The organism is Luteolibacter sp. Y139, assembly GCF_038066715.1.
Lineage (GTDB): Bacteria > Verrucomicrobiota > Verrucomicrobiia > Verrucomicrobiales > Akkermansiaceae > Haloferula > Haloferula soli.
In genome coordinates this window covers 257,701-280,197 of record NZ_JBBUKT010000007.1, presented here as the reverse complement: position 1 = coordinate 280,197, position 22,497 = coordinate 257,701, and the positions used below count along the sequence as shown (strand labels likewise).

18 protein-coding genes are annotated in these 22,497 nt (G+C 62.7%); 13 read left to right on the top strand and 5 right to left on the bottom strand.

From position 1 onward, the window contains the following. Nucleotides 1–62: 62 nt before the first annotated feature. Both thiS and thiH read right to left on the bottom strand, forming a co-directional pair. Nucleotides 63–266 (bottom strand): sulfur carrier protein ThiS, encoded by a 204-nt coding sequence (gene thiS, locus WKV53_RS18365; protein WP_341406241.1) that lies wholly within the window; start codon nucleotides 264–266, stop codon nucleotides 63–65. Further along, on the bottom strand, nucleotides 263–1,396 hold the full coding sequence (thiH, locus tag WKV53_RS18360) for a 2-iminoacetate synthase ThiH (protein WP_341406240.1): 1,134 nt from the start codon (nucleotides 1,394–1,396) through the stop codon (nucleotides 263–265). The genes thiS and thiH overlap by 4 nt, the downstream gene beginning before the upstream one ends. A 158-nt stretch (nucleotides 1,397–1,554) precedes the next feature. On the opposite strand from thiH, the gene WKV53_RS18355 reads away from it, so the two are divergent. The 5 genes from WKV53_RS18355 to WKV53_RS18335 all read left to right on the top strand — a co-directional run bounded on the left by WKV53_RS18355 (nucleotide 1,555) and on the right by WKV53_RS18335 (nucleotide 5,284). Beyond that, on the top strand, nucleotides 1,555–2,400 hold the full coding sequence (locus WKV53_RS18355) for a hypothetical protein (protein WP_341406239.1): 846 nt from the start codon (nucleotides 1,555–1,557) through the stop codon (nucleotides 2,398–2,400). A 93-nt stretch (nucleotides 2,401–2,493) separates the two neighbouring features. Next, nucleotides 2,494–2,733, top strand: coding sequence for an acyl carrier protein (locus WKV53_RS18350; RefSeq protein WP_264488781.1), 240 nt, complete (start codon nucleotides 2,494–2,496; stop codon nucleotides 2,731–2,733). Between the two features lie 98 nt (nucleotides 2,734–2,831). Beyond that, complete coding sequence (locus WKV53_RS18345; RefSeq protein WP_341406238.1) at nucleotides 2,832–3,368, top strand: hypothetical protein; 537 nt, start codon at nucleotides 2,832–2,834, stop codon at nucleotides 3,366–3,368. A 15-nt stretch (nucleotides 3,369–3,383) separates the two neighbouring features. Next, entirely contained in the window at nucleotides 3,384–4,295 is a 912-nt protein-coding gene (locus tag WKV53_RS18340; RefSeq protein WP_341406237.1) for a LysM peptidoglycan-binding domain-containing protein, read from the top strand. Between the two features lie 35 nt (nucleotides 4,296–4,330). Continuing rightward, nucleotides 4,331–5,284 carry an acetyl-CoA carboxylase carboxyltransferase subunit alpha gene (locus WKV53_RS18335; RefSeq protein WP_341406236.1) on the top strand — a complete coding sequence of 318 codons (954 nt, stop codon included), beginning with the start codon at nucleotides 4,331–4,333 and terminating at the stop codon, nucleotides 5,282–5,284. Between the two features lie 136 nt (nucleotides 5,285–5,420). On the opposite strand, the gene WKV53_RS18330 is transcribed toward WKV53_RS18335, so the two are convergent. Continuing rightward, entirely contained in the window at nucleotides 5,421–5,948 is a 528-nt protein-coding gene (locus WKV53_RS18330) for an NUDIX hydrolase (protein WP_341406235.1), read from the bottom strand. 58 nt (nucleotides 5,949–6,006) lie between these two features. On the opposite strand from WKV53_RS18330, the gene WKV53_RS18325 reads away from it, so the two are divergent. Then, entirely contained in the window at nucleotides 6,007–7,200 is a 1,194-nt protein-coding gene (locus WKV53_RS18325) for a 3-dehydroquinate synthase (RefSeq protein WP_341406234.1), read from the top strand. 184 nt (nucleotides 7,201–7,384) lie between these two features. Here the strand turns inward: WKV53_RS18325 and WKV53_RS18320 are convergent, their stop codons facing one another. Further along, the gene (locus tag WKV53_RS18320) at nucleotides 7,385–8,575 is read right to left on the bottom strand and encodes a rhamnogalacturonan acetylesterase (RefSeq protein ID WP_341406233.1); all 1,191 of its coding nucleotides are present in this window, start codon (nucleotides 8,573–8,575) and stop codon (nucleotides 7,385–7,387) included. 88 nt (nucleotides 8,576–8,663) lie between these two features. Between WKV53_RS18320 and WKV53_RS18315 the strand changes: the two genes are divergently transcribed. Together WKV53_RS18315 and glnD are read left to right on the top strand one after the other, a co-directional pair. Beyond that, a complete protein-coding gene (locus WKV53_RS18315) occupies nucleotides 8,664–9,500 on the top strand; it encodes a rhamnogalacturonan acetylesterase (protein WP_341406232.1) in 837 nt (278 codons plus the stop codon). Between the two features lie 35 nt (nucleotides 9,501–9,535). Next, nucleotides 9,536–12,277, top strand: a complete 2,742-nt coding sequence (gene glnD, locus WKV53_RS18310; RefSeq protein ID WP_341406231.1) for a [protein-PII] uridylyltransferase — start codon at nucleotides 9,536–9,538, stop codon at nucleotides 12,275–12,277. A gap of 335 nt (nucleotides 12,278–12,612) precedes the next feature. Here the strand turns inward: glnD and WKV53_RS18305 are convergent, their stop codons facing one another. Next, entirely contained in the window at nucleotides 12,613–13,461 is an 849-nt protein-coding gene (locus WKV53_RS18305) for a hypothetical protein (protein ID WP_341406230.1), read from the bottom strand. Between the two features lie 103 nt (nucleotides 13,462–13,564). On the opposite strand from WKV53_RS18305, the gene WKV53_RS18300 reads away from it, so the two are divergent. The 5 genes from WKV53_RS18300 (at nucleotide 13,565) to WKV53_RS18280 (ending at nucleotide 22,410) form a co-directional block, all read left to right on the top strand. After that, on the top strand, nucleotides 13,565–13,939 hold the full coding sequence (locus WKV53_RS18300) for a BlaI/MecI/CopY family transcriptional regulator (RefSeq protein ID WP_341406229.1): 375 nt from the start codon (nucleotides 13,565–13,567) through the stop codon (nucleotides 13,937–13,939). Next, a complete protein-coding gene (locus WKV53_RS18295; RefSeq protein ID WP_341406228.1) occupies nucleotides 13,936–14,331 on the top strand; it encodes a hypothetical protein in 396 nt (131 codons plus the stop codon). The genes WKV53_RS18300 and WKV53_RS18295 overlap by 4 nt, the downstream gene beginning before the upstream one ends. Nucleotides 14,332–14,334: 3 nt before the next feature. Further along, nucleotides 14,335–15,240, top strand: coding sequence for a M56 family metallopeptidase (locus tag WKV53_RS18290; RefSeq protein WP_341406227.1), 906 nt, complete (start codon nucleotides 14,335–14,337; stop codon nucleotides 15,238–15,240). 77 nt (nucleotides 15,241–15,317) lie between these two features. After that, entirely contained in the window at nucleotides 15,318–17,765 is a 2,448-nt protein-coding gene (locus WKV53_RS18285) for an alginate lyase family protein (RefSeq protein WP_341406226.1), read from the top strand. A 136-nt stretch (nucleotides 17,766–17,901) separates the two neighbouring features. Next, nucleotides 17,902–22,410 (top strand): beta strand repeat-containing protein, encoded by a 4,509-nt coding sequence (locus WKV53_RS18280; RefSeq protein WP_341406225.1) that lies wholly within the window; start codon nucleotides 17,902–17,904, stop codon nucleotides 22,408–22,410. The last annotated feature ends 87 nt before the right edge of the window (nucleotides 22,411–22,497 follow it).

Genomic DNA, 22,497 nt, shown 5'->3' with positions numbered 1-22,497 from the left:
CGGTCGAGAGGCTTTTGCCCCCATGACTCATGCTTGGTTAGAGCAATGCCACGAGACTGGTCCTATCCGCCCGCCGCGATGGTCACGATCTCGACGTTCGCGCCATCGCGCACCGCGGTGGCGGCGTAGTCCGCGGGAAACACCGGCTCGCGATCAAGCTCCACCACCACGGGCTTGCCTCCCAGATCGAGCGCTTCGAGAAGCGTTGAGACGGTGAAAGCCGACGCGGCAAACGAGCGGGCTTGTCCGTTGAGTTGAAGAGTCATGGTGTCAGAATCGCTTCGTCCCAATCCTTCCACACCGGATCGAGCTGCTTGCCGCGGAGCATCGCGGCGACTTCCGCGGCGCTGCGGATATCATCGATCTTGAATTGCTCGGTTGCCTTCTCGCAGCCCGTGGTCTTCTCCAGCTCCACGCGGCGGCCCTTCACCGTGAGGTGAAGATCATCGCTGCCAGCACCCGTGTAGCCACCGGGCTCGGTACGAGCACCGGCCGACATGTGCGTCACCCCCAGCGGCGCGAGCGCATCGCGCAGCGATGCAGGCTCACGCGTGGAGAGGACCACGCCTGCTTGCGGGAAACACACGCGGAAGGCAGCCACCAGTTGAACGAGCGCACGGTCCGAAAGGTAAAAATCCGGGTCCGGCTGATACTGATAGTTGCCCGCATACGGCTTCATCCGCGGGAAGGCCACGGTGAACTGCGCCTTCCAGCAGTGCTTGTAGAGATACTCCAGATGCGCGGCCAGCGAGAGCGCCTCATGCCGCCAATCGGCCAGGCCGAACAACGCGCCGATGCCGATCCGACGGAAGCCACCCGCATACGCCCGCTCCGGACAATCCAGCCGCCAGTCGAAATTCTTCTTCGGCCCCGCGGTGTGCAGGCGCTGGTAAGTCTCGCGGTGGTAGGTTTCCTGATAGACCACCAGCCCCTCCGCCCCATGACGGACGATCTCGGCATACTGGTCATCCTCCATCGGTCCGATCTCGAGACCTACGGTCGGAAACATCCCCTTGATCGCGTCGATGCACTCCTGGACATAGCCATCGGAGACGAACTTCGGGTGCTCGCCGGCGACCAGCAGGATATTTCGGAAGCCGAGATCATGGAGGAACTTCGCCTCACGGACCACCTGCTCCACGGTCAGGGTCACCCGCAGGATCCCATTGTCGCGGGAAAAGCCGCAGTAAGAGCAGTTATTCACACACTCGTTCGAGAGATACAGCGGCGCGAACAGCCGCATGGTGCGGCCGAAATGATGGCGCGTCAGCTTCTGGCTCTCCCGCGCCAGCGCTTCCAGATCGCGGTCGGAAACGGGGGCGATGAGCCGCTCGAAACGGCGGAGCAGCGGCGATTTCTGCTCAAGGGCGGTGGCAAAATGGGCGGAAAAACTCACGGACCGCGGAAGCATGGGACCGGGAGCCGGTCTCGTCAAAGCGGGATACCGCCCCTTCCCCATTCCCTCCGTCAGCCGATTTCGTCACCCGGCGCGCCAGCCACCCGGGCTTGCCAAGCTCCCCCCCGACCGCTTTCCTCACCCGGACTTCCGCCTCCATGAGCGATCGCATCGTCTGCAAACCCACCCCCTGGTTCCTGCTCCGTGCGGCTGCGATGCTGCTGATGTTCGGCATCTTCTCGGTCCTGTTTTTCCGCGATGCCAAATGGGGTTACCGCGAGGAAAACCTCGCCTTCCACCTCTCCAAGGCCTTCGAGCGGGCGACCAGCGAATTCAAGGCCAAGCAAGCCGAGCTGACGCCGGAGAGCTGGCGGGCCTACGCCTCCCAGCAGTCGGTGGATTTCCTTCCCCATGCCTCCAAGGACCAGAAGGATGTCGCCCCGGTCCCGGTTCCCGAGGGGACGCCAGTGCCCATGCCATGGCCGGAAAAGCTTCATGACTATGAAGCGATGAAGGCCTCCCTCGACCAGGAGCAGGGCAAGCTTTTCAACGAATATCGCCTGGAGGCAGATATCAAAAAGGACGTGCCGGATCACGACTACCCGCAGCGCAAGATCACCGAACAATGGGTGGTCTTCGGGATCTGCCTCGTGCTGGCCGTGGGGGCGCTCTTCGTGCTGCTGCGCACGCTGGGCCGCAGCCTGGCCATCGATGGCGAGGCCTTTTACCCGGCTTCCGGGGGCAAGATTCCCTTTGCCGATCTCTCCAGTCTGGACCTGCGGAGATGGGATACCAAGGGACTGGCCTTCGCATGGGCCAGGACTCCGGGCGGCAGCGATCGCAAGCTGCGGATCGACGGACTGACCTATGGCGGCTTCAAGAAAGAGGACGATGAGCCCGCCGAGCGGCTTATGCGACGCCTTAGGGAAAACTTTTCCGGCGAACTCATCGAGTACGTAACCGAGTCGGAAGAGCCCGCAAAGCCCGCCGAACCAGCCTCCTGAGCCGTTCGCAGCACATTACTTTTCGGGGTTGCCAAGGTCCAAAGGGATCGTTAAGCCCTCCCGCACAGCTTCAACTACCAAGCACACCCCAAAATGTCTGAAAAGAGCATCGAAGACCGCGTGAAGGACATCATCGTCGACCAGCTCGGCGTCAACGCCGACCAGGTGACCCTGGAGGCCAAGTTCATCGAAGACCTCGGTGCTGACTCCCTTGACACGGTCGAACTGGTGATGGCCTTCGAAGAAGAGTTCGAAATCGAAGTGCCGGATGAAGAAGCCGAGAAGCTCCAGTCCGTGGGCGATGTGGTGACCTACATCAAGTCCCAGAGCTGAGCGCCACCGCTCGCGCTTTTTCCCGAAAGGGCGGACTCCCCCGTGAGTCTGCCTTTTTTTTGCACTTCTCCGGAAATCGCGGACGATGCCGCCGCCCGATGCACTCGACTGACAACATCCAATACGCGCTGGAGACGACCCGCGTCCTGCTCGAGCCGGACCGTCGGATCGATACCTTCGGCGATACCCGGTTCGAGTTTCTCCTGCTCAGCGAGCTGATGGACCGGACCGGCGAGATCCGGGTGCGCACAGGCGAGGTGGAGGCCATGCGTCCGCGAATCCTCCGGCCGGAGTCGATGCAGGAGATCGAGCTGGAAGGCTTCGGCGACAAGGCCCGCGAGCGGATGGAAGCCTTGCTCGAAAAGCTCAAGGCCGAGGGCAAGGACCTCGCCTTCCTCCGCTACGGCTTCCGTTTCCGCAGCGGCAAGGTCCACGAGGAAATCGTCCACGATACGCTCGATGCCGTGCGCGAACGCGTGCTGGAAGAGGCCCGTCGCACCGGCAATCCCGCCCAAGCGATCATCGAAGGCGTCGATGACGCGTGGGAAGTATCCATTTTCAAGTTCGCCTTCGAGATGATCCGGCAATCGCTGCCGATCAACCGCTTCGATCTCCACAGGCGCGGATTGCTCTGATACACCCCGTCCCGAATGCGTCTCTGGACCTTGATCAAACTGGTGGCTGGCGCGGTGGTCCTTGCGGTCACCGTTTTCACCGGCCTGCTGGTCTGGCACGTCGTGAATGAGCCTCTCGGAGGACCTTTCTCCGAGTTGGTCCCGGTGAAAAACGATCCCAAACCGGTCGTTTCCCTGCCCAAGGCAAATGCCAATCTGCCGGACATTGACCCCGGTGCGAAGATCTTCGAGAAAGCGAGCGAGATGATCGCCGTGGGCGATCTCCCGGGTGCCCGCGAGCGACTCCAGAATGTCGTCAGCACCTACCCGCGCTCGAAAGCCGCCCCCGAGGCCCGCCGCATCGTCGGCGAGATGAATATGGATGACCTGCTATCCGCCGTTCACATGGAGGGCAAGGAGGTCCACATCGTGCGGCCCGGTGAAAATTTCTCCGGCATCGCCTCCAAGCACAATACCTCGCTCGACTGCATCATGCACCTCAACGGCCTGATGGACCTCAAGGGTCTCCAGCCGGCCGAGGAACTGGTGGTGATGCCGCTGGATCTCAGGGTGCTCATCGAGCCCGGCCGCAAGGCGCTCTCGCTGTGGAAGGCCGGCCAATTCATCAAGGAATATTCCCTCCTCTCTGCAGACCTGGGGTCGCACAAGGCGGGCATGGTGACCAAGATTTCCTCCCAGTCCGGCATCATCGGCGACCGGCGGTTCACTCCCGGCACGAAGGAATACCGCGAGTCCGAAAAGGTTTTCGCCCTCGAAAAGACCTCGCTGCAGATCCGCTCCGCCCGTCCCGATGACGACAGCGACAAGGATGCCCATCCCGCCGCTGGACCCGGTCCCGGCTTCCAGCTCTCGATCGAAGACGCTGAGGAACTCGCGCTACTCCTCCGTAGAGGGAATGAGGTGGAAATCCGCACCGCCGCTCCCTAGCCTCTTCCCGCCGCCACTTTCACTGTCACCGACGCATGCAATTGCTGGAATTCGAAAAGCCGATCGCCGAACTCGAACGCGAGCTGGAAAAGCTCCGCGTCAAGGCGGCCTCACAGAATATCGACATGTCTGCCGATATCGCCAGCATGGAGGCCAAGCTGGCTGAAACCCGCCAGGCGATTTACGAAAACCTGACTCCTTGGCAACGCGTGCAGATCGCCCGTCATACCCAGCGGCCCTTCATGCTCGATTACATCGCTCATGCCTTCTCCGATTTCTGCGAACTGCACGGGGACCGGCACATCGGCGATGATCATTCCATGCCCGGTGGTTTTGCCCGCATCGGCGGTCGCCGCGTGGTCGTGATCGGCCACCAGAAAGGCCGCAATACCAAGGAAAACCTCCACCGCAACTTCGGCAGCGCCCACCCGGAAGGCTACCGCAAGGCGATGCGCCTGATGAAGCTCGCCGAGAAATTCAGCCTGCCCGTCATCGCAATGATCGACACCCCGGGCGCCTACCCTGGCATCGGCGCCGAAGAGCGGAATATCGCCGAAGCGATCGCCTTCAATCTCCGCGAGATGATGCTGCTGAAAGTGCCGGTCGTCGCCGTCGTGCTCGGTGAAGGCGGCTCCGGCGGAGCCCTCGGCATCGGCGTGGCCGACCGGGTGCTGATGTTGGAAAACGCCTACTACTCGGTGATCAGCCCGGAAGGCTGTGCCGCGATTCTCTGGAAGCATCGCAAGCACGCTCCCGAAGCCGCCGAGGCGATGAAACTCGCCGCCCCCGATCTCCTGAAGCTCGGCCTCGTCGATGGCGTCATTGCCGAGCCGACCGGCGGTGCTCACCACGACCACGCCGCCACCGCCGCAGCCCTGAGCGAGGCGATCCTTTCGAATCTCGACGAACTCGCAAAGCTGAACACCCAGCAGCTCCTCGACGCGCGCTACGCCAAGTTCCGCGCCTTCGGCGACTGGGAAGGCAAGTGAGCCTGTAGCGGGGCGCTTCTGGTAGCGGAACGACTGCGTCGTTCCGGCGGGGTGCGGACCAAACCCAGCAAACCGCTAGCGATTTCCCTTCAAGCCCCGCCCAACCGGAAGCTCGCAGAGCTTCCGCTACGCTACGTCAGATCCCTGCCGCCCAAAGCGCGGCATGGATCTTCAGGTCTAGCAGATAGCCCTCCGCTTCCTTCGCCTTCAGCCACGCCCGCAGCTCGCCCCGCGGCACCAGGTGGACCTTGATGTCCTCGTGCTCGGTGCCGCCGCCCTCGGTCTCCTTCACCAGGTCCGTGGCGTAAAAAAGGTGGCTGAGCTCCGAAGTCATCCCGGCAGACGTCGGCGAAGCTAACAGCAGCTCGATCTTGCCCGCCCGGTAGCCGGTCTCCTCCAGCAGCTCCCGGCCCGCCGTCGCGGCCAAATCCTCACCCCGGAATTCATCCTCGTCCCCCACCAGACCGGCCGGGATTTCGATGACCTTGCGCTGCACCGGCACCCGGAATTGCTCGATCATCACCACCTCGTCGTCCGGCGTCACCGCCAGGATCCCCACGGCGGCGTCCGCATTCGGCCGTTTGGCGAAGTCCCACTTGCCGATCCGGTACAATCCCAGCCAGCGGGTTTCAAACAAAGTCTCCGGTTCCTGACGCTCCATCATGGGATAAGAATGGTTGGCTTGCGATCGTATCAAGGGCACTTTTCGCCCGTCACAAACGATGTCCCGCCACGATTTCCAGATTCCCGTCACCTTCAAGCACCGCGTTTGTTTCACGCGCGATGCCTTCTCGGCAGGCAATACCTTGTTAGGAGAAATCCTGACCGAAGGGGAAGGCCGGCGCGTGCTGGTGACCGTCGAGGAAAGCGTCGCCAAGGCCTGGCCGGAGCTCTCCCGGCGGATCGAGACCTACTTCGCCGACCTCGGTTTCGACTGGCGCGGGATTCACATTCTGCCCGGCGGCGAGGCCGTGAAGGCGGATGACGATTTGGTCCGGCGCGTCTGGGGCCTGATCGACCGCGAGCACGTCGACCGCCACTCCTACGTGATCGTCATCGGTGGCGGAGCGTTCCTCGACGCCGTCGGCTACGCCGTGGCCACCGCCCATCGCGGCGTGCGCCTGGTGCGCTTCCCCACCACCACGCTCTCGCAGGATGACAGCGGCGTGGGCGTGAAGTGCGCCATCAATGGCTTCGGCAAGAAGAACTGGATCGGCGCCTTTGCCGTTCCCTTCGCGGTCATCAATGACTTCACTTTTCTCGTCAGCCAGGACGAAGAGACCTGCCGCGCCGGCTTGATCGAGGCTGTGAAAGTAGCCCTCGTGAAGGACGGCAGCTTCTTCGAGTGGATCGAGAAGCAGGTCGAAAACCTTGCAGCTCTTGTTCCCGCGGCACTGGAAGAATGCGTCGAGAAATCCGCACTGCTCCATGCCCGCCACATCGCCCAAGGCGGCGATCCTTTCGAAACCGGCAGCAGCCGCCCGCTCGACTTCGGCCACTGGTCCGCTCACAAGCTGGAACAGCTCAGCGGCTTCACTCTCAGCCATGCTCATGCCGTGGCGATCGGCGCTGCGCTCGATACGCTTTACTCGGCACGCTGTGGCCTCTTGCGCGAGTGCGTGGCAGAGCGAGTCATCGACGTCATCTCCGGCCTCAAGCTTCCCCTGTGGCACGAGGCGCTCGACCTCCGCGACACCAACGGCCGCCGCCTGGTGCACCTCGGCCTGGAAGAATTCCGCGAGCACCTCGGCGGTGAACTTACCGTCCTCCTGCTGCGTGACGCCGGCATCGGCCAGGACGTGCACGCGCTCGATGAAGGTCTCGTCGACGCCTGCCTGGATTCGCTGCGCGACCAGCAAGCCGTCCTCGATGCCGCAAAAGCAAAGGCCATCAAGGAATGCAGCGGCGGCCTCTGAAAATGTAGCGGCGCGTCTATGACCGTCGCTGACTAGCGGCCACAGCTCTTCGTCTCAACCGACGCCTCCACTCTTCGTCCCAACGGGACGGCTCATAAAAGCCCGGCACGAAGTGCCGGGTAAGGCGAGCAAGGGCTTCGTCTCCCAACGGGAGACCTCACGCGTCTAACGGCTGCCATCTCCCTCAGTTCCCATCCGGCTTGGTGAGATCCATCATCGGACTCGCCGGATAGTGGAAATCCTCCAATTTGTCCGGTTTCGCCGGATCAAAGCGCGTCACCTCCGGCCGCAGTTGTTTCGCCAACTCCGGCACCTTCGCGCGAATGCCTTCCACTACACACTTCGCGAGCTCGTAGCTGCCGTAGTTGTTGTGATGCGTCCCATCCTGAAACGCCCCGCCGATCTTGTCGCCCAGCGCCTGATAGAACGTCCGGCTCATCGCATGCAGATCGATCAGCGCCACATCCAGCTCCTTCGCCACCGAGCGGACCGCATCCGGATAGCCTCCCAGCGTGTCGTTGGTCACCCCGCCCTTGCGCTCCATTGAAGTGATCAGCACCGGCGTCCCGCCCAACTCCCGAACCTGCTTCACGATCGCCATCAGATCCGAGCGATACGTCGCAAGCGCATCCGGCTTCTTGTCCTTCATGTCATTGTGGCCGAACTGGACCATCACGTAGTCGCCCTTCTTCAACGATCGATAGACCTTCTCGAAACGCTTCGCGCCAAGCGAGCTGCGGATCGACTCACCCGACTCCGCGTGATTCGCCACCGCCACCGCCGGACCGAAGAAACGTGGCAACATCTGCCCCCACGAATTCCACGGCTCGTTGGTCTGGTCCGTCACCGTCGAGTCACCGAGGATATGAATGACCGGCACCTCCACCGCGCGAATCTCGATGCGATCCACATCAGGCTTCGGTCCGTTGAATTCGAGCGTGAGCTTGTTATCCCAGTGAAGGTAAGGCTTCTCGCGATCCTTCAGCTTCACCGAGCCCCCCGGATAAGCGGGCTGCCGCACATGCACCGTGAACTTCGCGGCCTCATGGACATCCTCTAACATCAATCGCCGCGACTCCGCCTTCACCGTCAGGTCAGCCCCTTTCGCAGGCACCACGGTCACCTCGTAGCAACCTTCCGGCACCGCGAGCGAAAAGAAATAACCACCCGCACCCGTGACGTGGTCGCCCTCCTCTGTCGGCTTGCCGACCAGATCGAAGCCAAGCCCCTTCGCCTCGTCATAGCGCTCGCCCACATGCACCGCAGTGAAACCCAGCGCGGGCTTGCCACTGCCGAAGTCGAATTTCCAAGGGCCGGTTCCAGCATGAAGCGGCGTGACGAGAAGCGGAACAGCGAAAAGGAAGTGCGGGCGCATGGCCAGAGCATGGATCGGTCCCTGCCAGCTTGTCAGATTACCCGTTCGGGGCAATGGGTAGGATCACCGATCCGGGTATCTTGTCACCATGACCCAACGCTCCTTCCGCCGCTTGCTAGTGCTCCTCGCCGCCGCACCGCTGCTGCTCTCCGCCCAGGATGAACGGCCGGTCGTGGACGACTCGCAGGTGAAGAAAGAGGTCCCGGCATCCGCACTGCCCACGCTCTGGATCGCCGGAGATTCGACGGTAAAGAATCAGGGCACGATGCGTGGCTGGGGTCAGGACATCCCCGGTCTCGTCGACACCACGAAAATCCAGGTCGTGAACCGCGCCATCGGCGGTCGCTCGGCACGGACCTTTTTCAATGAAGGCCGCTGGGACGACATGCTGAAGACCATGAAGCCCGGCGATATCGTGCTGATTCAATTCGGCCACAACGACGTCGGCCCCCTCGACGAGCGCGGCAAATTCCGCGGCTCGGTGAAGGGCATCGACGACGAAACCGAGCAGGTGAAAAAGCCCGACGGCACCACGGAAACCGTCCACAGCTTCGGCTGGTATCTCAAGCACTACGCCCACACTGCCAAGGCGAAGGGAGCCACCGTGGTCCTGTGCTCGCCGGTCCCGCACAAGAAATTCGACCGCGAGGGCAAGTTCGTCCCCGATTGGGACCAGTGGCGCGGCTGGGTGAAGGACTGCGCCGCCGCAGAGGGCGCGCTCTACCTCGACCTCGCTGACCTTGTCGGCACCCGCTACGCCGCCATGAAGCCCGCGGAAGTGGAGGCCCTCTTTGCCGACAAGGGCACCCACACCAACGCCGAGGGCTCCAAGCTCAATGCCCAAGCCGTGATCGACGGCCTCAAGGCGCTACCCGACAATCCCTTGGCCAAGTTCCTGCCGCAAACCGCAGGCACGCCGCCTTGACCGGGGCTGAAATCGGCGCAGTCTGCACCTAGCGGATGTCCACCCATTTGAAGACCCTTCAGGCCCACGCGAAGACGGCCCTCAAGCCGGCCGTGCAAGGCCACCTCTCTCCTGCCGAAAGAATCGCCCTCTACAAGCGCTTCCTGAAGATCGAGGAGCACCGCATCAAGCTCCGCCACGGCGCCGGAGCCGGTGGCATCGAAATCGCCAGCGCCCGGGCCGAGCTGCTTGATGTGGTACTGCGCTCCCTCTTCGACCTCGCCCTGTCGAAACGCAAGGAAGCTCCGGTGCTCGCGCTGGTCGCCGTCGGCGGCTACGGCCGCGGCACGCTCAATCCGTGCTCGGACATCGACCTGCTGTTCCTCCTTCCCCGCGCATCGAACAAGCTCCCGGAGGACCTCACCTCGCTGATCCAGGAAATCCTCTACCTGATGTGGGATGTCGGCTTCAAGGTCGGCCACGCCTGCCGCTCGGTGGCCGAATGCTTGGAACAGGCCAAAGCGGACCAGGAGAACAAGACCGCACTGATCGAGGCTCGCATGATCGCCGGCGACAAGAAGCTCTTCGCCGAGTTCCAGAGCCGATTCGACAAGGAATGTTTGGCAAAAGGCCAGGAGGCATTCTTCGAACTCCGCCGCCAGGACCTCCGCAGCCGCCACCAGAAGTATTCCAAGACCGTCTTCCTCCAGGAGCCGAACGTGAAGGAGGGCTGCGGCGGCATGCGCGACTATCACAATATCCGCTGGGTTGCCCGCGTGAAACGCGGCAGCGCCGATCTGCGCGACCTCGTCGACGACCGCCTGCTCACCGCCCGCGCCCACCGCAAGATCGAGTCCGCCTACGATTTCCTCAATCGAGTCCGCAACGAACTCCACTATCAGGCGGGGAAAGCCAGCGAACAACTCACGCTGCGCCTCCAAGGCGTCGTCGCCACGAACTTCAACTACCCCCAGCGCAGCATCCTCCGCCGCACGGAGGCCTTCATGCGAGACTACTATCTCCACACCCGGTCGCTCTATCAGCACACCGGCTCGCTGATGGAGGCCTTTGAGATCGAGCAGGAAGAGGTTCCCGTGACCGGGCTGAAATCCTTCCTGATGCTCCGGCCGAAGAAGCGTGAGGAGTTCGACGGCTTCGTCGCGCGCGATGGCCGCATCTACCCGACGAACAACGAAATCTTCACCGACGATCCCAATCGGATGATGAGGATGTTCCAGCATTGCCAGCTGCGTGGCCTCAAGCTCAGCCCGCCGATACGCAAGCTGGTCAAGGCACACCGCGACGCGATCGACCGCCCCTTCCGCTACGCCAAGATCAATCGCGACACCTTCCAAGGCATTCTTGAGCGCAAGGGCGACGTCGCCCGCACCCTCCGCCTGATGCACCGCGTCGGCGTTCTCGGCCGCTACCTGCCCGAGTTCGGCGCGCTCGATTGCCTCGTGCAGCATGAGTTCTTCCACCGCTACACCGCGGACGAGCACACCCTGCGCTGCATCGAGGAACTCGACGCATTGGTGGGCAGCGACGACCCGAAGAAGGAAATCTACCGCCGCCTCTTCCACGAAGCCGAGGACCCCTACGCGCTCTACCTCGCACTGATCCTGCACGATACCGGCCGCGCCGAGAATGTCCGCGAGCACATCGACGGCTCCGCGATGCTCGCGGTCCGCCTTTGCAATCGCCTGCAGGTCCACGGGCCGCGCCGCGCGCTGATCATGTATCTGGTGGACCACCACCTGACCTTCTGGCGCTTCGCCACCACCCGGAATATCGAAGATCCGGACGTGGTCTCCGAGTTTGCCCGCATCGTCAAAACACCGGCTCGCCTCGATCTGCTGTTGCTCTTCACCTACGCGGACTCGAACGGCACCAACTCCGAAGGGTGGACGAGCTGGAAGGAAACCCTGATGCTCCAGCTTCACTCCAGTACCCGGCTCTTTCTCAAGGAGGGCAAGGAACGCTACGCCGCCTCCATCCGCACCGAGAAGAAGGCCCTCAAGGACGAGGTCAAAGCCCAGCTCAAGGAGGAGGCGGAAGACGCCATCGAAGAGCACTTCCGCCGCATGCCGGAAGCCTACTTCCGTTTCCGCGAGGCCGACGCCGTGGCCGCCCATGTGAAGGCCGTGATGAAACTCGGCCCGAAGGCCGAGGAGGACAACTTCGAGTGCTCGCTCCAGTGGCTCGATAGCCCGGAGAAAGGCTACACCGAGCTGGTCATCGCAACCCATGACCGGCCGCTCCTGTTAGAGAAGATCTGCTGCGCGCTCGCGTCGGAGGAACTCAACATTCTCTCCGCCGACTTCTTCACCCGGGCCGATGGCATCGTGCTGGATATCTTCCGCGTCTGCACCACGAACTTCGAGCCGGTCTCTGACCTGGCCCTCCGCAAGCGCCTGTCCTCCACCCTCCGCGAGGTCGGCCTGCTGGAGAAGTACGAGCATGCCCGCTACTTCCGCCGCAAGCCGAACCTGCTGCGTCCGAAGGACGACCACGGCATGCAATTCCCCGTTCGCGCCTACATTTCGAACAACCTGCACCCGTCCTTCACCGCGATCGAAATCCAGGCAGTCGACCGCATCGGATTGCTCCACGATCTCTTCCACGCCATCAACACCTACGGTCTCAACACCGCCAACGCGCGGATCTCGACCGAAAAGGGTGCGGCGATGGACACGATCTACATCACCACCCGTGACGGCAAGAAAGTGTCCGATGAAGCACTTTTGAGCCGCCTGCAGGACAGCATCGAGGACTTGATTGGTAAAAAAGACCAATAAAGCATCGTTTCAATCGAACGCATGAGGCGGATTGTGAATGGATGTGAGTAAGTTTCTCCCCCGTTCCCACTTTCTTTCTCGCCAATACCCATTTATCGGGCATTTTTCACCAACCTGTCCGGCAGCCTCTGGCTACCGTCCAGCCAGCGGGAAACCCAAGCGCTGCTTCCTATCGCCATGAGTTCCGGGGGGACTTCAGACGACCGGATCGCCTTCGGGTGCCCCGTGAAAAACCAGAAAAGGCGTGAGTCGAAATTCCGGGGGGGATGACGGCTCACGCCTTTCTTCATTTGATGTAGCGGCGTCTATGACCGCCGCACTTCGGCCGCCTGAGTTCAATACGGAGCCTTCGCGAACGGATTCGCATCCAGCCGATCATTCACCTCGCGCGGCATCCAGGTCCAAGGATCCACACCCTTCTCTGCAAACACCGCCATTCCGATCACGCCAACGTTCCGATGATCGCCATGGGCGAGGTTCGCATAGGATCCACCCACCGAGGAGAACCTGAATCGAGCGACCGTGTCCGGACTCGTCCGCCAGCCTTTCACTTCCAGCGTCTCATTCGGCGCGATGACATACCCTTGCTTCGAGAATGACGCCGCCTTGCCGTCGAAAACGTCGAGTCCATCGACGCTGAGCACCACCTCGAGCCGGCTCTTGCATCGGTTCTTCAGAAGGATCGAGTAGCTGTCCCCGAGACTGCCGACCACAAAGCGCCGCTCGCGCGGGTAGTAGGTGTTGTAGGTCGGCAGGTAGCCGAAGCCCCCCCTGATCCCCCACTCGATCATGTCCCCTGCCGCGGTTTGCGAACCGGCCACCTTGTCCTTGCCACCGGTCATCGCGTCGATGCCTTCCCTGTTGTTGTAGTAAATCACACCCATTCCCGCAGGCTTGGATGGCGTCGCTCGCACAAAGGACTGGCGATTCCACACCGAGCGCGTCGAATCTCCGAAGGTAGTGGCGAGCCCCGGGCGCTCCTCGGCGGCCTTCTCGCGGGGCTGATCGGCTTTGACCTTGTAAGGGCTGGACTCTCCAAACGATCCACCCACCCGAGGCGCGGCCTCCTTGTTCACGCCACCTGGAACCGAGCAGCCCGCCAACCACATCGCCGCCAGCGCCGAAGCCAGCGCAAGCACTCCGCCCCGCTCACGGGACCCCGTCCAAATCATGTTGCGTTTCATGGTGCTGGAAAAACAGCACTTCAACTCTCGCCCGTCAATTCCATTGTGCTGTTTTTCCAACATTTTAATTGCAGCTTTTCCAGCACGATCGTATTTCAAGTCCATGAGCAACGCGGAAAGTCTGGCAAAACGGGAGCGGCAAGTCATGGACATCCTCTATCGCAGGGGTGAAGCCACGGCCCAGGAGGTGATGGAGGACATGCCGGAACCGCCAACCTACTCCGCCGTCCGCGCGCTCCTTGCGACCATGATGGAAAAAGGCCTTGTCGAGTTCCGCAAGGACTCCCGCCGCTACGTCTATCGCCCCGCGGTCTCCGAAAGAAAGGCGAAGCGCTCCGCCCTCAAGCAGCTCCTCTCCACCTTCTTCGAAGGCAAGCCGGAGAACCTCGTCGCAGCCCTGTTGGACCCGAAGGACCAGCAGCTCAGCAACGAAGAGATCGAACGGATCCGCAAATTGATCGACACGGACGAGCCATGAAATCCAGCGCCTTCACCTTCGCGCTCATAACAATCGCGAGCTTTTGCTTCGCCTCATGCGGGCTCGTGAAGCCGGAAGGTGCAAGACTGAACGGCAAGTCCGTTGCTGGAATGGCTCGCGAAACCGCCCGGTCGGAAGGTTTCGAGATCCGTCATTACAAGAATCGCGCTCCCATTTACCTCCCCGCGAACAGGACCTGGTACACCTGCTTCGAAGAACGCGGCATGCTCCTCGCCGCTGGAGAGCAATTCACCGTCTTCCTCGACGACCCCACCGGACGCACGCGCTTGCATCGCGACACCGGCAAGCGCGACTGGCTCTCCCGCGAGCGGCTTGAAAAACTCCTGGCCCATCCGGAAGCAGCTACCCGCCGCTCCAAACCCACCCGTTGATCCATGCTTCCCACCGCCATCGCCTTTTCACTGATCGCCACCGCAGCCGTCTGGTTCGCCGGCCGGCGCGATGAGGCGCGCGATCCACGGCTGACCCTCCTCGTACTGGGACTGCTCGCGGTCTTTCCCCTACTGTTCTTCTTGCCCGAATGGGAAGTCCTTCCCGCCGCCGCGCCGAGTGAAAGCGTGGCACCGTCATGGACCCGATGGCTCCCATGGATCTGGGGAGCAGGCGTTGCGATCGCCTCGTTGCGATTGATCGCCGCACTCACCGTCTTGCATCAATGGCGGAAAAACTCCCGCCGCATCGAAGCCCGCGAAGCCGGAGACGCACTGGTCGACATCCGCTTGTTAGAGAGCATCACCAGCCCCATTGCCGCAGGCATTCTCAAGCCGGTGGTCTTCGTCCCCGTCGTGTGGCAGGAGTGGCCTCAAGAAACCCGCGAGGCCGTCCTGGCCCACGAAATCAAACATCACCAACGCCGCGATCCCCTGCTCCGTGCGATCGGTGCCGTGGCCTGCACCCTCCACTGGTTCAATCCTCTCGTGTGGTGGATGGCCCGTCGCCTGGGCGACCAATGCGAATTCGCCTGTGACGAGCAAGTGCTCGCCGATGGCATGGGCGCGGAGCGCTACGCGAACGTCCTCTGCGATCTCGCAGCCTCGACCCGCTCACCCGCAACCGCACTGGCCATGGCTCACGAGAGCGGACTCGAAGCACGCGTGAAGCGGATGTTTTCCAAGGTGCCGAAAGGCTCGCGGGTCGCGCTCTTCATGCTCGTGGTCTTGACCATCCTCACCGCCCTGGGTCTGGCCGTGATCCGCCGCGCCGATCCCCCCGCAAAGCCGGCGATCCCGGTCGAGGAAATCCAGACCCGGCTCAATGCCGACCCGTTTCCCGGGAACTGACGATATATCTGTTAGCCCGCGGCTACTCACACGAGTAGCTGTTCCGTGAATGGCTTCTTGCCGGATGGTGGGCCGTCATGTTTCGACGGCTTCTTCCGGTCCTGCTCTGCCTCACCTTCGCCCGTGCGGCCGAGCACCGCGTTTCCTCGGCCGCGGAGCTGGCAGGACTATCATTGTCCCCGGGTGACACCGTGGTGATGGCGGACGGCTCGTGGAAACACCAGCAGATCCGTTTCCAGGCCAAGGGCACGGAAGATCACCCGATCACCCTTCGCGCCGCCACCTCCGGCACGACGTTCCTTGAAGAGGATTCATCGCTTGAGATCGATGGCGACCATCTCGTGGTCTCCGGCCTGTGGGTGAAGGATGGCAACATCGAGATCAAAGGCCGCGACAACCGCCTCACCAGCTGCGCCATCACCGGCGGCAAGCAGAAGAACTACCTGCACCTCTCCGGCCAGCGCCACCGCGTGGACCAGTGCCTCTTCTCCGGCAAGACCACCGAGGGCCCGACCGTGCAAGTCGAGGTCGAGGAAAGCCCGAACCAGCATCGCTTCGATCACAATCATTTCGGCGAACGACCACCGCTCGGGCGCAATGGCGGCGAGACGATCCGCATCGGCTACAGCCATCAGGCCATGCTCTCGTCCGCCACTAATGTCGAACACAACCTGTTCGAGCGCTGCGATGGCGAGATCGAGGTGATCTCTAACAAGTCCTGCGACAACATCTACCGCGCGAACACCTTCCGAGACTGCGCCGGCTTCCTCACGCTGCGTCACGGGAATCGCTGCCGCGTGGAGGGAAACTTCTTCTTCGGCCACCTCAAGCGCGGCTCCGGCGGCATCCGCGTGATCGGCCAGGACCATGTCGTCGCGAACAACTACATCGACTCCGTCGCCGATGGTGCGATCCGCCTCACCGCTGGAATTCCCGATGGCCCGGCCACCGGCTACGTCGAGGCGCGCAATGTCGCCGTGGTGTTCAACACGATCATCGATTCACCCGGCGCTGCCATCGAGCTCGATGCCGGCTTCGGCAGTGCCGGCCGTACCCTGAGGCCGGAGAGCATCGTCATCGCGAACAATGTCTTCTCGCTCCCCCAGCAAGCAGAGCTGACGCGAGGCACCCAAGGCGCGGGGTTTCACTGGACCGGCAATTTCACCAACCGCGTCGACGAGCACGCCCGCAAGGTCGACCTGATGCTCACCCGCGACTCCTGTGAGGTAGGGCGGCCTTCCCCCGGCAGCCCCTTGCAATCGGTGGCGGACCCCTTTCCCGGAATCACCACCGATCTCGATGGCCAGCCCCGCATCGGCCGCTTCGATGCCGGCTGCGACCAAATTTCCCAAGCCCCCGCCACCGCACGACCGCTCACCGCCGCCGACACCGGCCCGCCGTGGATGCAGGCCTCGAGGGCGAACTTGCGCGAAGTCCTCGCCCATGATCGCGAGCGCATCCTCATCGCCGCTGAAGCTGCGTTGAAGCAGCAACCCCTCACCATCACCAGCCACCGCGCCAAGCTCAGTGAAGGCGGACCAAACGACTTCTACTCCAACGGCGACTACTGGTGGCCCGATCCAAAGAAGCCGGACGGCCTGCCCTACATCAAGCGCGACGGCGAAACCAATCCCGAGAACTTCACCGCTCACCGGGACACCATGCGCGAGTTGCGAGACGCCGTGGCCGCACTCGCCGCAGCATGGCTGGCCACCGGAGACCCGAAGTATCCGGCAAAGGCGGCCGCCCTGTTAGAGACCTTCTTTCTCGATCCTTCCACGCGGATGAATCCCAACCTCGAGTATGCCCAGGCCATCCCGGGCGTCACCCGCGGGCGCGGCATTGGCATCATCGACACGCTTCACCTCATCGAAATCCCCAAGGCCGTGGAGGCGATGGAGAATTCGCCGGCCTTCACCCCGGAACTGCGCAAAGGCCTCCGCTTGTGGTTCAGCGATTACGCGAAATGGATGACCCAAAGCAAGAACGGCAAGGAAGAGGCAGCGACGAAGAACAATCACGCCGTCGCCTATTTCCTGCAGCTCGCAGTCTTCGCCGGGTTCACCAGCGACGAAGCACAACTCGCCAAATGCCGCCAGCGCTTCAAGGACGCCTTCGTGCCCACACAGATGGCGGAGGACGGCAGCTTCCCCCAGGAACTCGCCCGCACCAAGCCCTACGGCTACTCGATCTTCCAGCTCGATAACATGGCCACCCTTTGCCAAGTACTATCCACATCGGAGGACAGCCTGTGGGACTTCGAGCTCGCCGATGGCCGCGGCATCAAGCGAGCCGTGGCATTCCTCCATCCCTATCTCGCGGACAAGGCCACCTGGCCTCACCCGCACGATGTCCAGGCGTGGGACGGCTGGCCCGCACGCCAGCCATGCCTGCTCTTTGCCGGCCTTGCCTGCCGTGAATCCCGCTACGTGGACCTCTGGAAAACCTTGGACGCCGATCCGAAGGACGCCGAAGTGCGACGCAATATCGCCATCACCCAACCCGCTTTGTGGCTGGCCCGTTGATGCATCCGGCCACACGGGAACCATCGCCCACTCAATCGAGTAGCTGTCCGACAGATTCCCTCGGGATCATCGTGGCAGAGTAGGAAAAGGCCTTTTCCCAAGAGAGGCCGCCTGCGTTCCGAAACCCAAAACCTCCATGACACATCTTCGCATCCCATCCTGCCGTATCGCGCTTTTGACCGCAGCCACCTCGCTCACCGTCATCACCGCACCTGCCGCCACCGTGACATGGGATGGCGGAGCCGCCCTCTGGCAAACCCCAACCTCGTGGGCCAATGACATCGCGCCCGCCGCAGGCGATGCGCTGGTCTTCGCGGGCGCTAACAACCTAGCCTCGCAAAACGATTTCCCCGCGGGAACCAATTTCCTCGGCCTCACCATCAACACGGGCTCGGGTGCCTTCAACATCAGCGGCAATGGCATTGTCCTCGACCGCTCGGCCGCCGCCGGCAACGGGCTCACCGGAGGAAACATCACCAACAACGACGACAGCATCCAGACCGTGGGCATTCCGCTCACCCTGTCGTCCGGCAATCATACGTTCGCCACGCCGGCCGCCGGCGGTCAGATCAACCTTTCAGGCACCTTCGCGCGCAGCACCGGATCCACTCTCGTCTTCAGCCGCGTCGGCGGGAACATCAACTTCACCGGTTCAAGCCTGGCCAATGACGCGTCCGGCATCCTCGGTGGCTGGGCGGTCATCGGCAACAACTGGGCCGCGCTCGATGGCAGCGGCAACACCGTCCCCTACACCGCCTACACCAACATCGCCGCCGGTGCCGTCACCACCGGCGCCAACCTCAACTACCACTACTTCGGCGATACCGGGAACCTCACCGCCGCCACTGGCACCACGGTCAATACGCTGACCGCCACCCTCGGCACCGGCCGCTCGCTCACGGTGACCGGCACCATGAAATTCGGCAACCGCGGCGGCATTTATCGAACCGGTGCTTCCACGGCCAATAGCATCATGACCGTCACCGGCGGCACCATCACTGCGAATGGCGGCGGCGAGCTCAACTTGTTAGACGCGACCACCAGTCCCGCCAATTTCGCCGCGACCAACAACAACCTCGTCATCTCCTCGGCCATCGCCGACGACGGCGCCAATCCAGTCTCCGTCAATATCCTCGGCTACCTGAGCACCACCGTGGCGAATACCTACTCCGGCGGCACCTACATCAATCAAGGCCGCCTCCAAACCGGCAATCTCGCCGCCTTCGGCACGGGGCCGGTCTACATCTATCCCGGCGGCCATGCCTTCCTCAATACCGCCGGCAATTTCTCTAACAACTTCTTCATCTCCGGCCAGGGTTCGTCCGAAGCCTCCGGTGGCGGCACCGGTCCCGGCGCAATCCGCCTGAGCACCACCTCGGGCATTTCCGGCACGGTGACCCTTCAGGGCAACTCCCGCATCGCCTCATCAAGCACTGGCGGCCCGTCGATCACCGGTCGGATCACCGGCACCGGCAATCTGGAGACCTCCAGTTTCTCAGCCACCGGCATGTGCCTCCTCCGCCTCGGGAACACCAGCGTCACGCCCAACGACTGGACAGGGAACCTCAATATCAATGCCCTCTCCTCCGGACGCCAGTTCACCTTGCGGCTGTTAGCCAGTGGACAGATTCCGGACGCGAGCACCGTGACCATCGGCGGCAGCGATCTATCCCGTCTCGACCTGAACGGCTTCAATGAAACCATCGCCGGTCTCAACTGCGGCATCAACGCCAACTACGTGGTGACCAATCTGGCCGCTGCCCCGGCCAACTCCACCCTCACGATCGGCACCGGAAACGCCAATGGCGACTTCGGCGGCAAGATCGAAGAAGTCGTCGGTAGTGGCACCATCAGCCTGGTGAAAAACGGCAGCGGCAAGCAGATCCTGCGTGGAACCACCACCTATAGCGGCACCACCACCGTCAACGGCGGCACCCTAGAGGCCGTGGGAAATCTGGATGCCCTCGGTGCCATCAGCGTGAACTCCGGAGCCACCCTCGCGGGAAATGGCAATGTCGGAGGCAACGTTAGCGTCGCCACCGGCGGCACGCTGCGCGCCACGGGCATTGATTTCGGCGGATTGAATCTGGGCGGCTCGCTCGATCTTGCGGCGGGCACCACGCTCAATATCGACATGACCCCACTGCCGGTCGCTCCCATCACGGTGGCCGGAGCCATCACCCCGGCTGGTGGAGCAGGCAGCGTCACGGTGAACCTCAGCGGCGTTCAGCCGGTAGTCGGCTCGCACCCGCTGATCTCCTATTCGCCGGTCGGCTCGCTTGCAGGCACCGGCATCACCGCCTTCACGATCATCAACGTGCCACCGCGCTTCGCCGCCACCCTCTCCAATGATCCCGGCAACAAGGCGATCATGCTCAATGTCACCGCCAGCAACGAGTATCCGGTATGGAGTGGCAAGCTTGGCAGCGAGTGGAGCACCGCCACCCTGACCGCTCCGAAGAACTGGACCCTGAACACCAATCCCCTGACCGCGACCGACTACGTCCTCGGCGATCACGTGCTCTTCAATGACAACGCCACCGGAACCAACGTCGACATCAGTGTCGCGGACGTCGCTCCTGCATCCGTTGGATTCGAGAATGAGACGAAGAACTACACGGTCACCGGCAGTCGCGCCATCACCGGCAACATCACGCTGAACAAAACCGGCGCAGGCATCACCGCCATCGCCAATACGAATACTTACACCGGCGGCACCATCATCACCTTCGGCACCATCCAGGTCGGAAATGGCGGTACCAGCGGCAGCCTCGGCAACGGCGAAGTCAAAAACGATGGCACGCTTGCCTTCAACCGCTCCGACGACTTCACCTTCGCCAATCTCATCAGCGGCGGCGGCGAGGTCCGCCATACGGGCAGTGGCACCACCACGCTCAGCGCCACGAATACCTATGGCGGTGCCACCACCGTGACTTCCGGTACTCTCCGCACGACCAACAACGGCTCCCTCGGATCCCTTCCCGGCGGAGCAGTGACAGTCCAGTCCGGTGGCGCACTCGACATCTCCGGCAACCCGACCCTCAACAACGCGAACTACGGAGCCAAGCAGATCAACATCACCGGCAATGGACCCACGGGAGGTGGAGCCTTGGTCAACGCCGGCACCGTGAACCAACAGAATGCCTTCCAGAAACTCTCGTTGGATGCCGATGCAAGCGTCGGTGGCACCGCCCGCTTTGACCTTCGCGGCGGCACCCCGGTGCTGACCTTGAACAATCACACCTTGCGTAAGCGCGGCACCAATCAGTTCACCGTCGTCTCCGGCACGATCCAGGGTCCGGGTGCCATCGTCATCGAGGGAGGCACTCTAGCAGCCGAGGTCAATACCCTCACTTCCTTTGCTCCGGGCGAGCAGGGAACCATCACCGTGGAGCCCGGTGCCAACATGCAGTTCTATCAGAACAACCCCGCCGCGGGCGGTATCAATTGGCCGATCACCCTTCGCGAGAACGCCGCCTTCGGCAACGCCGGAGCCGTCGTCGCCAGTGTCCCGGCTAATATCATCCTCGAAGGCAATGCACTGCAGGTCAGCCTGAACTCCGGCGTCCGCTCCCCGATCAGCAACTTCCCGCTGACCCTCACCGGAATCATCACCGAGAACGGCGGCTCATATGGCTTCACCAAGGACGGCGTGCACACCCTCACGCTCGAGGGGATCGGGAGCAGCTACACCGGCGCCACGCAGGTCAATGCCGGCACGCTGGTGGTCAATGGTTCACTCACCGCCTCACCGGTCATCGTCGCCAGCGGTGCCACGCTGGGCGGCGGCGGAACGCTGGGCGGCTCACTGACCAGCAGTGGCATCGTCTCACCCTCGCTAGCCGCCATCGGCACGCTGTCCACCGGCGCGACCAGCTTCTCTGCCACCGGCAGCTACGTCGCCCAGATCAACTCCGCGACCTTGACCGCAGACAAGCTCGCCGTGACTGGCAGCTTGCAACTCGGAGGCACCCTCACCGTCACCGACCTGGGCGCAGCCACGCTGAACATCGGCGACAAGCTCGTCCTCGCCAGCTACACCGGCGCGCTCAGCGGAGCCTTCAACAATGCTCCGGACGGCGGCACACTGACTCTCGGCTCCAATACCTTCGCCGTCGACTACGACGATGTCGTGGCCGGCCAGACCTCCATCACCCTGACCGCGGCTGCCGGTTCCGCCTACGACACCTGGGCATCCTCCAAGGGCCTCAATGCCACCAACAACGGCAAGCTTCAGGATCCCGACAAGGACGGCATCCAGAACATCATCGAATTCGGCCTCGATGGAAATCCGCTCGGCGGTGGCAACGACGGCAAGACCCGGCTCGCGGTTGCCGATGTCGATCCCGGCGCGGGCGTGGAGAATGCTCTCACCCTCACCTTGCCGGTCCGCACCGGCGCAGCGTTCAATGGTCCCGGCGATCTGGTCTCGGATGTGATCGATCACGTCATCTACAAGATCCAGGGATCCCTTTCCCTTGGCGACTTCACTTTGCTCAATGTCACCGAGGTCACCCCCGCTCTCTCCTCCGGGATGCCCGGCCTGTCCACCGGCTGGAGCTACCGCAGCTTCCGCCTGCCCGGCACGCCCGGAAGCCCGAATCCCAAGGCATTCCTCCGCGCCGACGTGAGCGACGCCCCCTGATTTCCTGGGTCCATCAACAACGGGTACGAAAGGCCGGGCCGCGCGAGTGGTCCGGCCTTTCCTCATCTCCCGGCAGGAATTCCCGAG

Bases quoted from the DNA above. Each gene is read 5' to 3' on its own strand.
- thiS (WP_341406241.1), bottom strand. From the start codon at position 266: ATGACTCTTCAACTCAACGGACAAGCCCGCTCGTTTGCCGCGTCGGCT.
- glnD (WP_341406231.1), top strand. From the start codon at position 9,536: ATGTCCACCCATTTGAAGACCCTTCAGGCCCACGCGAAGACGGCCCTC.
- WKV53_RS18350 (WP_264488781.1), top strand. From the start codon at position 2,494: ATGTCTGAAAAGAGCATCGAAGACCGCGTGAAGGACATCATCGTCGAC.
- WKV53_RS18335 (WP_341406236.1), top strand. From the start codon at position 4,331: ATGCAATTGCTGGAATTCGAAAAGCCGATCGCCGAACTCGAACGCGAG.
- WKV53_RS18295 (WP_341406228.1), top strand. From the start codon at position 13,936: ATGAAATCCAGCGCCTTCACCTTCGCGCTCATAACAATCGCGAGCTTT.
- WKV53_RS18290 (WP_341406227.1), top strand. From the start codon at position 14,335: ATGCTTCCCACCGCCATCGCCTTTTCACTGATCGCCACCGCAGCCGTC.
- WKV53_RS18300 (WP_341406229.1), top strand. From the start codon at position 13,565: ATGAGCAACGCGGAAAGTCTGGCAAAACGGGAGCGGCAAGTCATGGAC.
- WKV53_RS18330 (WP_341406235.1), bottom strand. From the start codon at position 5,948: ATGATGGAGCGTCAGGAACCGGAGACTTTGTTTGAAACCCGCTGGCTG.
- WKV53_RS18305 (WP_341406230.1), bottom strand. From the start codon at position 13,461: ATGAAACGCAACATGATTTGGACGGGGTCCCGTGAGCGGGGCGGAGTG.
- WKV53_RS18320 (WP_341406233.1), bottom strand. From the start codon at position 8,575: ATGCGCCCGCACTTCCTTTTCGCTGTTCCGCTTCTCGTCACGCCGCTT.
- WKV53_RS18340 (WP_341406237.1), top strand. From the start codon at position 3,384: ATGCGTCTCTGGACCTTGATCAAACTGGTGGCTGGCGCGGTGGTCCTT.
- WKV53_RS18355 (WP_341406239.1), top strand. From the start codon at position 1,555: ATGAGCGATCGCATCGTCTGCAAACCCACCCCCTGGTTCCTGCTCCGT.
- WKV53_RS18285 (WP_341406226.1), top strand. From the start codon at position 15,318: ATGTTTCGACGGCTTCTTCCGGTCCTGCTCTGCCTCACCTTCGCCCGT.
- WKV53_RS18315 (WP_341406232.1), top strand. From the start codon at position 8,664: ATGACCCAACGCTCCTTCCGCCGCTTGCTAGTGCTCCTCGCCGCCGCA.
- WKV53_RS18280 (WP_341406225.1), top strand. From the start codon at position 17,902: ATGACACATCTTCGCATCCCATCCTGCCGTATCGCGCTTTTGACCGCA.
- WKV53_RS18345 (WP_341406238.1), top strand. From the start codon at position 2,832: ATGCACTCGACTGACAACATCCAATACGCGCTGGAGACGACCCGCGTC.
- WKV53_RS18325 (WP_341406234.1), top strand. From the start codon at position 6,007: ATGTCCCGCCACGATTTCCAGATTCCCGTCACCTTCAAGCACCGCGTT.